Annotated in this window: 11 protein-coding genes; all 11 read right to left on the bottom strand. The window is 45.8% G+C overall.

The annotated features are described in order from the left end of the window. On the bottom strand, positions 1–336 hold a 336-nt coding region (locus tag DKW60_RS23775; RefSeq protein WP_245929732.1), incomplete at its 3' end, for a DUF6444 domain-containing protein. Between the two features lie 17 nt (positions 337–353). Further along, positions 354–665, bottom strand: a complete 312-nt coding sequence (locus DKW60_RS17970) for a cytosine permease (protein WP_219988823.1) — start codon at positions 663–665, stop codon at positions 354–356. 87 nt (positions 666–752) lie between these two features. After that, the gene (gene glyA / locus DKW60_RS17975) at positions 753–2,006 is read right to left on the bottom strand and encodes a serine hydroxymethyltransferase (protein WP_109839049.1); all 1,254 of its coding nucleotides are present in this window, start codon (positions 2,004–2,006) and stop codon (positions 753–755) included. 50 nt (positions 2,007–2,056) lie between these two features. Then, positions 2,057–3,436, bottom strand: a complete 1,380-nt coding sequence (locus DKW60_RS17980) for an L-serine ammonia-lyase (RefSeq protein WP_109839050.1) — start codon at positions 3,434–3,436, stop codon at positions 2,057–2,059. Between the two features lie 109 nt (positions 3,437–3,545). Then, positions 3,546–4,196 (bottom strand): sarcosine oxidase subunit gamma, encoded by a 651-nt coding sequence (locus DKW60_RS17985; protein ID WP_219988824.1) that lies wholly within the window; start codon positions 4,194–4,196, stop codon positions 3,546–3,548. Continuing rightward, positions 4,189–7,209: a sarcosine oxidase subunit alpha gene (locus tag DKW60_RS17990; protein WP_109839051.1), complete on the bottom strand. Its 3,021-nt coding sequence runs from the start codon at positions 7,207–7,209 to the stop codon at positions 4,189–4,191. Before DKW60_RS17990 ends, DKW60_RS17985 begins: the two co-directional genes overlap by 8 nt. Beyond that, positions 7,209–7,505 (bottom strand): sarcosine oxidase subunit delta, encoded by a 297-nt coding sequence (locus DKW60_RS17995; protein WP_109839052.1) that lies wholly within the window; start codon positions 7,503–7,505, stop codon positions 7,209–7,211. Before DKW60_RS17995 ends, DKW60_RS17990 begins: the two co-directional genes overlap by 1 nt. Positions 7,506–7,519: 14 nt before the next feature. Further along, positions 7,520–8,773, bottom strand: coding sequence for a sarcosine oxidase subunit beta family protein (locus tag DKW60_RS18000; protein ID WP_109839053.1), 1,254 nt, complete (start codon positions 8,771–8,773; stop codon positions 7,520–7,522). Positions 8,774–8,921: 148 nt separating this feature from the next. Continuing rightward, positions 8,922–10,136: a M24 family metallopeptidase gene (locus DKW60_RS18005; RefSeq protein ID WP_219988825.1), complete on the bottom strand. Its 1,215-nt coding sequence runs from the start codon at positions 10,134–10,136 to the stop codon at positions 8,922–8,924. A 110-nt stretch (positions 10,137–10,246) separates the two neighbouring features. Continuing rightward, positions 10,247–11,014, bottom strand: a complete 768-nt coding sequence (locus DKW60_RS18010) for a creatininase (protein WP_109839054.1) — start codon at positions 11,012–11,014, stop codon at positions 10,247–10,249. 211 nt (positions 11,015–11,225) lie between these two features. After that, positions 11,226–12,800: a BCCT family transporter gene (locus DKW60_RS18015; RefSeq protein WP_109839055.1), complete on the bottom strand. Its 1,575-nt coding sequence runs from the start codon at positions 12,798–12,800 to the stop codon at positions 11,226–11,228. Between the last annotated feature and the right edge of the window lie 268 nt (positions 12,801–13,068).

Raw genomic sequence — 13,068 nt, forward strand, 5'->3', positions numbered from 1 at the left:
ACAGGTGCATTGAGTATCCGGATAGTAATGAACTTGCTCATCCGTCGCAGACAACTCGACACGAATGCGTTGATGGCCCTGATGACCCGGTTGGGCTCCTTGTTTGCGAGTGCTTTTAGGCTTCTTCTCACGCTTAGCCCGCTGCTCCGGTGAATCCTGAGACGGTGGTTTGGATGAGTTTCTGGAAGAACTCCCGCTGCCTGCGGTGTCTTCCAGCTCAGCGATACGCTGTTCCAGTTGGGCCACTAACTCCAACAACTGACGGTTGAGCTGCTGCGAAGCCGCCAGATCTGCGGGCAGTTGGTGATTGAAAAGGGCCTCAGTCAGTTTGTTCATTGTTTAATCATAACGAATTATGGCCTGAATGCAACCCCGTGAAGGGTTACGCTGGCTCTGGCAAATACAGGATAAGGAATACCATATTTTTCACCGGCGGCACCGGATAGGTTTACTAAAAACATGACGAATAAACTAGCGGTAATCAACGCAGCGAAAGCCGTCCAGCCACTCACACCAAACGTGATAAACAGCGAAGCAACCAAGGAATAGCCAAATAACGACTGAATATCGTTAGCCCATACATTGAAGATGGCAAATGAGCCCCAGTTTTTTTCTTCTGCGGTGACAGGGCTGAGGGTGTTGCGTTGTGGATTTGTATTATCCATGTCTATTTTCCTTGCTTTAGGTGGTTTATCTGAAGCTGACCCGCTAGCGCTGCACAGGTCAGCTTTTAACTACAGAAATAATACAATCTAGTCTGGATACACAGGAAAACGCTGGCAAATTTCCATCACCTTCGCTTTTACCTCATTGATTACCGTTTCATTTCCAATATCATCCATGATATCAGCCATCAGACCAGCGAGCTCACGACACTCATCTTCTTTGAAACCACGAGTGGTAATTGCAGGTGTGCCAACCCGAATACCACTGGTAACAAACGGCGACTCTGGGTCATTCGGAACCGCGTTTTTATTGACGGTTATATTTGCCTGTCCTAAGGCTGCATCTGCCGCTTTACCCGTAATTCCCTTTGAAATCAGATCGATTAGCATAAGGTGATTGTCGGTACCACCCGATACTATCTTGTAACCTCTACTAATCAGCGCTTCAGACAATGCCTTTGCATTGGAGACAACTTGTTTTTGGTAGTCTGTAAAAGCGGGTTCCAGAGCTTCTTTGAAAGCCACAGCCTTGCCAGCGATCACGTGCATTAAAGGTCCACCTTGCGTACCAGGAAAAACAAGTGAGTTGAATTTTTTTTCCAGCTCAAGATTGGATTTTGCCAAAATAATACCGCCTCTTGGCCCGCGTAAAGTCTTATGCGTGGTAGAGGTACAAACATCCGCAATCTGAATAGGACTTGGATAAACGCCGGCAGCAACCAATCCCGCAACATGAGCCATATCGACAAATAAGTAAGCTCCTACCTTATCAGCAATATTACGAAATTTTTGCCAGTCTATTACCCTAGAATAAGCTGAGAAACCAGCCAGAATCATTTTCGGCTTGTGTTCTAAAGCCAAACTTTCTACTTCTGCGTAATCAATATAGCCCTCATCATTAATCCCATATTGAACGGCATTGTAGATTTTACCGGAGAAGTTGGGTTTTGCTCCATGAGTAAGATGACCACCATGCGCTAAGCTCATTCCAAGGACAGTATCTCCCGGATTCAACAATGCCATATAAACGGCAGCATTTGCCTGAGAGCCGGAATGGGGCTGAACATTGGCATAATCTGCACCAAATAATTCTTTAGCCCGATCAATTGCGAGTTGCTCGGCCCGATCAACGTGTTCACAGCCTCCGTAATAACGTTTTCCAGGATACCCTTCGGCATATTTATTAGTCAGTACAGACCCCTGCGCTTCCATTACTCTTGGGCTGGTGTAATTTTCTGATGCAATTAACTCAATATGCTCTTCCTGACGACGGGATTCATCCTGCATAGATGACCATAATTCTTCATCATAATCTGCGATTCTCATTTGCTTTGAAAACATACTTACAAACCTCTTATTCTGTGGAGTTAAAAATTGAAGTTAGTGGCGGCTTAGCACTCCACAACATTCACTGCCAGACCGCCACGTGCCGTTTCTTTATATTTAGTCTTCATATCAGCACCGGTCTCGCCCATCGTTTTGATTACTTTATCCAAGGACACAAAATGTTTGCCATCACCGCGTAACGCCAAACGTGCTGCATTTATCGCCTTTATGGAGCCCATCGCGTTCCGCTCAATACAAGGAACCTGTACCAAACCGCCAATCGAGTCACAAGTCAGTCCCAAGTTATGCTCCATACCGATTTCAGCCGCATTTTCAACCTGCTCCGGTGTTCCGCCTAATATTTCACACAACGCCCCTGCAGCCATTGAACATGCTGACCCCACTTCGCCCTGACAACCCACTTCAGCCCCGGAAATAGACGCATTTTTTTTGTATAACGTAGCAATCGCACCGGCGGTTAACAAAAAACGGATAATACCTTCGTCATCAGCACGATTAACGAAACGGACGTAGTAGTGTAATACGGCGGGAATAATGCCTGCCGCACCATTGGTTGGCGCAGTGACCACACGCCCACCCGCCGCATTCTCTTCATTCACTGCCAAAGCAAACAAGTTCACCCAATCCATGATCCCCAGCGGCGCATTGCTTGACTCACTCTCATGCTCCAGCTTCACCAATAACTGGGCGGCACGACGCTTAACTTTCAAACCACCCGGTAAAATACCCTGACTTTTACAACCTTTATCAACACAGGCCTGCATCACCTGCCAGATATGTAACAAGTTCTCACGAATTTCCACCTCAGTCGCCCAAACCTGTTCGTTCTTCAACATGAGTTCACTTATTGAGTAGCCAGTTTTACTGCATAATTCAAGTAACTCATGCGCCGTATCAAAAGGATAGGGTTGTGGCGTTTCATCTTCAATAATGTTTTTTTCTGCAGTACTCTCATCAGGATTAACCACAAAGCCACCACCAACAGAATAATAAGTGCTCTTCTGTAAGCATCCTCCTTGGGCATTAAAAGCAGAAAAAATCATGCCATTAGGGTGCCCCGGCAATGCTTTACGCCGGAAAAATATCAGATCAGTATCGACATCAAAGTCCAGACTACGCTCTCCACTTAATTGCAGGCACTTATCACTAATCATCGCAGTAATACGTTGATCAATACTGCCTGTATCAACTGTTTCAGGTTCATCACCCTCTAACCCCAACAAAACAGCTTTATCTGAGCCGTGACCTTTACCCGTCGCCCCCAATGATCCGTATAAATCAACCTGTACACGTACTACATGTGCAAAATGATTCTGTTCTTTCAGTTTTTTAATGAAAAGATTTGCAGCTTTCATAGGTCCCACAGTATGTGAACTGGATGGGCCAATCCCGATCTTAAAAATGTCAAAAACACTGATCGCCATAGCTTATTTACTCATTGTTCAGTTGATTCATGTTTAAACTCACCCTCTTGCATTGAGCAGGGCTGGCGTCCACCAGCCCTACTTCCTAGCAATATCGCTTAATCTGGGCTCATAACTTCACGGTAAACCCAAACTCCCTACAAGAATCCTGAAGCCACAGCCAGCAATAATCCGAAAAGCTACGGCGTATAACCACTTCAAACTGCTGCTCACCAGTGCGCCTAATCACTGCCTGAGCTTTGCCAAATAGTGAAGTGACCACCTTACCCACTGGCATATTACTAATGTGAATATCATAGGGCGTACACTTTCTTAGCATTTCTTCAGTACCAGCACCTTCGACGGTAATCACCGTTTGACCACCAGACACATTCACAACAGCACAATGTGTACTAATGGCATTGCGTAGCTGTTGCTCTAATGCAAAGCCAGTGCCATGCGGTGTGGTGATTAGCCACTCATCAGGTGATATCCAACGAATGACCTGACCTTCTTTTTCAACACTTTGTAAATTGATGGGCAGAGATACACCCATGACAGACTGGATACCTGTGGTTAGTGCGGCATTATCAGCATGACCCCGTAACACTAGATGATCCAGCAAAGCAAGTTCTTGAATCTTGATGTTTCTATCCTGCGCGCCTTGTGTAGCTATTGTTGCTAAATCAACGTGGTGTAACGGTGTTTCTGCACGCACTGAAACATCATTAGGAATTAGATTCATTTGCACGGTTTGCATACTTTTGTTGACATCAAACACGTTGGCGCTCTCCTTTAGGGTCATAGAAAACTGGGCTACAGATTTCTGCTTCAATCACCCGCCCATCAGCCAGTGGGTAGTACACGGTTTCACCAATACGGCTTAAACCACTTTTAATCATACCCATCGCGATACTGCGACCCAAATTAGCACTGTAGTAGCTCGATGTGACGTGCCCCAGCATGTCCATTGGGACCGGTTGTTCAAAATCGTTAACCGCTTGAGCACCCTCTGGGATCACCGCATCAGGCACTTTCGTTTTCAAACCTACTAGCTGCTTACGATTAGGACGCACACAGTCGGCGCGCTTCATGCCACGTTTGCCTATAAAGCTAAACGGTTTACTATCAACCACTGCCCAGCCATGATTAATATCATGCGGATGTACCGAACCATCGGTGTCTTGCCCAACGATAATGAAGCCTTTTTCTGCACGTAGTACATGCATCGACTCAGTGCCATAAGGCGTGATGTTGAATTCTGAACCCGCTTCCATGATCTTTTCCCAAACCGCTAGGCCATAGTTTGCACTCACATTAATCTCGTAAGATAACTCACCAGTAAAGGATATACGGAAGACTCTGGCTGGAACGCCTGCTACGGTACCTGTGTGCCAATCCATAAACTTAAAGCTTTCCGCATCTAACTCAATATCATCTGTAAGTTTGGCCAGCACTTTGCGGGCATTGGGGCCTGATATAGTAGCGGTTGACCAATGATCAGTGACCGAATTGAAATACACTTCCATCTCTGGCCATTCAGTTTGATGATAAATTTCCAACCAAGATAGGACACGTGCTGCGCCTCCCGTTGTGGTGGTCATCAGGAAGTGGTTTTCGCCTAAACAAGCAGTGACACCATCATCAAAGACCATGCCATCCTCGCCACACATCAAGCCGTAACGACATTTACCAATAGCTAGCTTTGCCCAAGCATTGGTGTAAACACGGCCTAAGAACTCACGGGCATCTTTACCTTGAATATCGATTTTACCCAACGTTGACGCATCAAGAATTCCGACGCTTTCACGAGTAGCAGTGCACTCACGATTTAGCGTGTCCTGTATAGACTCGCCCGCTTTTGGGTAGTACCAAGGTCGTTTCCACTGGCCGACATCTTCAAATAGTGCACCCTGCTCTACATGCCAGCGATGGATAGCGGTGTAACGCTCAGGGTCAAACAACTCACCAACATTTCGCCCAGTAATTGCACCAAAAGTAACCGGCGTGTAGTTAGGACGGAAGATGGTGGTGCCGGTCTCAGGAATGGATTTATTCAATGACTTAGCAGCAATCGCCATCCCGTTGATATTTCCGGTCTTCCCCTGATCTGTTCCAAAGCCCATCGCTGTATAGCGTTTTACATGCTCGATTGATTCAAAGCCTTCACGTGTCGCTAGCTCTATCGCTGAGGCGGTGACATCATTCTGGAAGTCAACAAATTGCTTGGGACCACGACTAGTCGATTTGGTATGAGGAATGTGAAATAGCGCCATAGCTCTATCTTCATTGACAGGTGCAGTCTTTGGTGCTGAGCGATCCTCAATGTCAAAACCGGCGTTGCGAATCGCGATAAGACCCTGCTCTGTGCCTTCTTTCAAACAAGACTCAAGTGAGAAGCTACCGTTAATCGCCCCTGCACTGAGTTGCTTCTGAACCGTTTCACCCGGCACAAAACCAATCACTTCATCACTCCAAACAGGGCGACTTCCCGTATGACAAGACAAGTGGATTGCCGGACTCCAGCCACCTGAACTAGCCAGGATGTCACAATCATAAGGTTCCACTGAGCCAGTCACTTTCTCTCCTACTTCGTCAATTCCCGCAATCAGCACACCATTGACACGCTTATCACCTTTGGCCTCAATAACCGCCGAGCCAATGATAACTTTCAGGCCGCGTGACTTAGCTGCTTCTACACATGCGCCCGATGGGTTAGCGCGGGTATCAACAATGGCCACGACCTCATGACCAGCATCTGCCCAGTCAAAAGCCGCTTGATAAGCATTATCATTCGTGGTCATTAAAACCAGTTTGTTGCCAGGGGCAACAGCGTAGCGACGAATATAGGTAGAGACTGCCGAGGCTAACATGACACCGGGTATATCATTATTGCCAAATACCAATGGACGCTCATGACTACCAGTGGCAAGAACTACCCACTTGGCACGCACACGATGCATACGCTGACGAATTTGACCATTAACCGCACAGTCACTGACATGATCGGTACAGCGCTCATGAATCGTTAGGAAATTATGATCGTGATAGCCATTGACTGTGGAACGTGACAACAGCATGACATTGTCAAAGCTGCTTAACTCTTCAATAGCAGACACAGCCCACTCGTCAGCAGGTTGACCATCAATTAGCGCAGGACTATCTAATAGTGATCCACCCATTTCACTCTGCTCATCAGCAAGAATGATTCGAGCACCACTTTTTGCTGCAGCTAGTGCGGCACTTAAACCCGCAGGGCCTGCACCGACAATTAATACATCAGCATGCTGATTAATATTGTCATAGACATCAACATCAGATTCTAGCGAGCTGCGTCCAAAGCCAGCTGCTTTCCGAATGAATTTCTCATAGGTTCCCCACATTGACTGCGGGAACATAAAGGTTTTGTAGTAGAAACCGGGCGGCATAAAGCGCGCACCCACTTTACCAACAAAACCCATCGCATCATTTTCAGGGCTAGGCCAGCCGTTAGTGGAGCTGGCAACCAAACCTTCAAATAAATCTTGCTGAGTTGCACGAACGTTGGGGGTTTGAGTCGCTTCAGTAGCACCGAGCTGTAAGAGTGCATTTGGTTCTTCAGCACCGGCAGCCATGATACCGCGTGGACGACTGTATTTAAAACTACGGCCAACAATATCAACACCATTTGCTAGCAAAGCTGACGCAACAGTATCTCCATGGAAGCCAGTCAGTGCCTTACCATTGTAGGTGAAATTCAGCGGCCTCTGATGATCGATGCGGCCACCGGATGCGAGACGGTTCTTCTGTGTCATCAGACTTTCTCCTCTGCATGAGTGAACTGTGGTTTGGCACCAATTTTGTAAGTTTCTTTAATTTCATAACTCACTGTATCGCGGGTGATGTTAAAGAACTTACGACAGCCAATTCCATGCACCCAAAGCTCATGATGCAGGCCACGTGGGTTTGTGCGGAAAAATAAGTATTCTCCCCACTCAGCATCTGTACAGTTATCAGGATCTGAAGGACGTGGAATATGTGCTTCACCCGATGCGTGGAATTCTTCTTCCTCACGATGCTCTTCGCAGTAAGGACAATAAATATAAAACATAAATAACCTCGACCTTAATGTGCAACACCGGCAGCGCCGTGTTCATCGATTAGTGCACCGTCGTGGAAACGGAACATGGAGAATGGCTTAGCCAATGAACTTGCTTTACCCAGTGCCAGTGTTTCAGCAAAGGCGTGCCCCGAGCCTGGAGTTGCTTTAAAACCACCCGTACCCCAACCGCAGTTAAAGAATAAATTCTCAACGGGCGTAGCTGACATAATGGGGCAGGCATCTGCCGTGGTATCCACGATTCCACCCCACTGACGATTCATGCGAACCCGACTGAAGCAGGGGAATAACTCAACAATGGCTTGAATATTGTGCTCAATCGTGGCGTAAGAGCCTCGTTGACCATAGCCGAGATAACCATCGATTCCTGCACCAATAACCAAATCCCCCTTGTCTGATTGCGACACATAGCCATGTACCTGATTAGACATGGTGACACTGTTCAAAATGGGCTTGATTGGTTCAGAAACTAAGGCTTGTAAGGGGTGTGACTCAATCGGTAAACGGAAGCCCGCCATTTTTGCGACGACACCAGAGTTACCGGCAACCACACAACCAATACGACCTGCCCTAATCTCGCCATGCTGTTTCGTGGTAACGCCTATTGCTGCCCCATCCTCTTTAATGAAGCCATTTACTTCACACTGCTGGAACAAATCAACACCTAACGCATCCGCTGCGCGTGCATAACCCCAAGCGACAGCATCATGACGAGCAACACCCGCACGAGGCTGAAAAGATGCACCCATTACTGGGTATCTAGGCCTATCAGAGCAATCCATCATTGGCTCGATTTCTTTTACGCCTTGAGCATCAAGTACTTCACCATCAATGCCGTTTAGGCGATTGGCGTTAACACGGCGGTTGATGTCGCGCATGTCCTGCAGGGTGTGGCCCAAGTTAAGTACACCGCGCTGTGAGAACATGACGTTATAGTTAAGTTCTTGTGATAAGCCTTCCCACAGTTTCATGGCGTGCTCGTACAGATGAGCAGACTCATCCCACAGGTAGTTTGAACGCACGATCGTTGTATTACGAGCCGTGTTTCCACCGCCGAGATAGCCTTTCTCAACAACTGCGACATTGGTGATATTGTGAACTTTTGCCAAATAGTAAGCTGTTGCTAAGCCGTGACCACCACCACCCACGATGATCACGTCGTATTTTGGTTTTGGTGTTGGGTTACGCCAGACGCGCTGCCAATTTTCATGATAGCTAAGGGCATGTTTTACCAGACCGAACCCGGAATATCGCTGCATGACAGAGTTCCTCACTGTGTGCAATTTTTGAAGAGTTTATTTATTCTTAACAGACCTGAATTCTATTGAAGAAGGGTATGCAGGGAATTGAAAAGGGGTATGTCGAAACCACTCAAACCATACCCCCTAACTCACGAATTTAGGCGTGTCATCTAATGATGTTATGCTCAGGGCCAAATGGGAATTTAGTGATATTCTCTGCACCATTTTCTTCAACCACTAGAATATCGTGCTCACGATATCCACCAGCACCGTCCATTCCCTCAGGGATGGTAATCATTGGCTCAATGGATACAACCATGCCCGGCTCAAGAACTGTATCAATATCCTCACGTAATTCGAGGCCTGCTTCACGTCCGTAATAATGAGACAATGTGCCAAATGAGTGCCCGTAACCAAAGGTACGGTAATCTAATAAATCATGGCTTAAGAAGATCTCATTGAGCTCTGCAGCAATCTCGCTACACACAGCACCCGGCTTAATTAAGGTTAAACCTTTGCGATGAACTTCACAGTTCACTTCCCACAACTCCAATTCACGTTTGGTTGCAGAGTGGAAAAATAAGGTTCTTTCAAGTGCTTGGTAGTAACCTGAAACCATAGAAAAACAATTCAGGCTGAGAATATCGCCCTTCTCGACTCTACGTGATGTGACAGGGTTATGTGCACCATCTGTATTGATTCCTGACTGAAACCATGTCCAAGTATCCATCAACTCAGTATGCGGATAGGTCTTAGCAATTGCGCGAACCATCGCTTGTGTGGCATGCAAGGCAACTTCATATTCTGGTGCACCCTCAGCAATCGCTTCGACACACGCAGAACCACCGATATCACAGATACGAGCGCCCTGCTTGATTAACGCAATTTCTTCAGCTGACTTGATCATGCGCATTTTCATGGTAGCGACGCCAATATCCACAAACTCGACACCAGGCAAAAACTCTTCAAGCTTTTGGCGACGCTCTAGTGTCATATGATCAAACTCAATACCGACTCGCTTTTGAGTAGGTAGTAATTTTTTTAGCGCACGAAAATAGTTATCTTTCTTCCAGTCGGTATAAACAATATTGTCTTCGTAGCTTTGTCTCCAGGGCTGTCCACCATCGATATTAGCCGTGACAGTTGTGTGTGCATCCTGAGTGACTACTAATGCATAAGGACGGCCAAATGAGCAGTACACAAAATCAGCGTAATAATTAATATTATGGATCGATGAAAATATGGCAGCATCAATATCATTTGATGCTAAATGAGCACGTAATTTAGCATTACGATTAGCCATTTCTATCGCTGAAAAAGTTGGTTTATCTTTAACGCCGTTTTCAAAATTAATCGTTTCTGGTCTGATGATTTCAGTCATTTCTTGCTCCATATATTGATGCGGGATGATGGTCTTGCCATTTAGTTAGTGGCTGCTTTTTACACTCTTACTGATAAGTAATGCACATTGCTGCTTGTCCAGTGGAAAAATCATTGAAACTTTTCTTTTACAGATTTGGCGATACCGTTTACACAAACGTCCATTAGTATTTCCCCTTTTTCCCTCGTCGCATTTTTTGCCGAGGACAGGGTTCCTGACGCTGGCGTTAATGCTGGGTCAACAGGAAACATGTCATAAGGCGGAAATATTGCAGGAGGGTGATCGACAATTTTGTCGATATTGACCAGGTCAGGATACAAGTAGAGCATTAGCGATGTTTCTAATACGCCACCATGTTCAATATCCCAGCCGGTAAATCCATCTGGGTATAATCTCTCTATAGTTGGCTCATTAACAAAGTCCCAATACGATAAGATCATTACATTGATGTCTTTGATACCATCCCAACGCAATTCCCGAATGGCAAGATCGATGCCTTCCACAACGAACATTGAATTTTCAAAATGTCCATTCATTAGTACTATTTTCCGAATACCATGCCTTGCAAATTCTTTGATGATGTCACGGACTGTTTGTGTCAGCGTCGCACCATCTAAACTGGTCGTACCGGGCAAGTGATTACCTCCTCCGGATTGCTGTTGAGACTTGTAGCCATAAGCAATAGGAGGGGCAACCATGGCATTATCGAGTAAATTCGTAACACCTTCGGCGATTGCTTCCGGAATTAATACATCCGGATTCATAGACATGTGTGGCCCGTGTTGCTCAAGTGCACCAATCGGTATAAACATTATTGCCTCACCTGTATCGACGGTCTCTTTGTAGCTCATCCAATCTAGCTTTGCCATTGATGCCATGCACCATACCTCCTACATGTTTGTTTGTTATCTGATAGCAGCACGTTAGATGAGGGCTTAAGATGAATAAAGTGAAAAAAACTGGTGATAGACTCCGGTTTTTCTGTGGTTGATTGCGTAAAGTTTGAATTACTGGGACACCATAAGCCTGAAAAACATCAAACTTATGGCGCCCCGGCTAAAGGTGTTTGACTAACACCCTATCGTTTACCTAAACAGGAGCAGACATTCTTCTATGCTCCTGATGTAAGCCTTTGATTAAAGCAACACACATCAAGAGCATAATCACAGAGAATGGCAGGGCTGCTGCAATAGATGCCGTTTGTAGTGTACTCAACGCCGCATTGCCACCCACTACTAATAAAACAGAGGCCAACATTCCTTCCATCACACCCCAGAAGACGCGGTGACGGTACAACGGATGCTCTTCTCCTTCGCTCATAATGGTGGCAATAACCAGAGTACCTGAATCAGAAGACGTGATGAAATAAGTAGCAACCAGCAATGTACCAACAGCACTAGCAACTGTACCTATGCTACCCAGATTCATGCTGTCAATCGTGGCATACAAAGCATCAGCAACATTGTTTTGTACAATACCGGCAATATCAGTGCCATTCATCAGATCCGAATACAGTGCCGTACCACCATAAGCGGCTAACCATACGAAAGACAGGATGGAAGAAACGCCAGCTACGCCGATAACAAATTCACGAATAGTCCGGCCACGGGACACACGAGCGACGAACACACCAACAAAAGGAGCCCACGACATCCACCACCCCCAATAGAACACAGTCCACCAGCCTTGCCATAAACCTTTCCAGCTAGACTCGGGGTCACTAAATGACTGCTCTGTCCCTTCAACAAAAAGGTTCATCGGGATAAATTCAATGAGGTAAGAGAAGCTGCTGGTAAAGAATAGCTTGATGATATACAGCGTCGGGCCAAGCACAATGAAGAAGAGTAACAGGATGATAGTTAACCACATGTTGGCGATAGACATGTATTTAATGCCTCGGCCAACACCCGAAATAACTGACAATAATGCACAAGCTGAAATAACCGATATTAACAGTAGCTGGGTGGTTACATTCTGTGGCACGCCCCACACAGCATTTAAGCCTGCATTAATTTGCTGTACACCCAGGCCAAGCGAAGTTGCAATACCAAAAATAGTTGCAAACACTGCAATAATATCAATGAGTGTTCCCAACCATCCTTCGACCATCTTACCCAATAGCGGGTATAAGGTGTAACGGATACTGAAAGGCTTTTTCATGCGGTAAGTAAAGAACGCCAGTGCCAATGCAACTATGCAGTAAATACCCCAGGCATTAAGACCCCAGTGAAAAAAGGTCACGGTCATTGCATCATTTGCTGCCTCTGCTGTTTTTGCCGTCGCTTCAGAAAAGGGTGTACCACTGGCAAAGTGAAACATCGGCTCAGCGATGGACCAGAAAATGATGCCAATACCCTGACCAGCAGCATAGAGCATAGCGAACCAAGCAAAGTAACTGTACTCAGGCGTCTCATCATCATCACCCAGCTTGATCTTCCCGTATGGGCTAATCGCAATAGCCAGACAAAAAATAAAGAACAATCCACCCAATACGACGTACCACACGTTAGCGTACAAGGTTATAAAAGTTCGTGTCCTATCTATCGTGCCTGATGAGTGCTCCGGTGCGATAATTGTGTACAACGTAAACAATAAAATCATGAAAAATGAGATGTACGCGATATATGGGTTCATACCTTTGGTATAACCCTTTTTGGTAATCATTATCTGTCTCTCCTCTGATGTTGGCTAACTGTGATAACCATTACCAAACCAGCTGATGAGTGGCGTGGTAGGGGCTAAAATATACTAAGTACAGAAACCTAATCGATAAAGTGGAAAAAACTGGTTCTGGATCACAGTTTTTCTGTGATTAACTGAGTGGCAACTAAATTAATGGTGTAAAATTGCACTCTGTACACGACAAAAAACTAAACGACCGAATATCGTTTGAATATTGATCAACTGAAAGCCCATCACTAAGTTGTTATTT

Origin of the sequence: Leucothrix pacifica (assembly GCF_003172875.1) — a bacterium.
Taxonomy (GTDB): domain Bacteria; phylum Pseudomonadota; class Gammaproteobacteria; order Thiotrichales; family Thiotrichaceae; genus Leucothrix; species Leucothrix pacifica.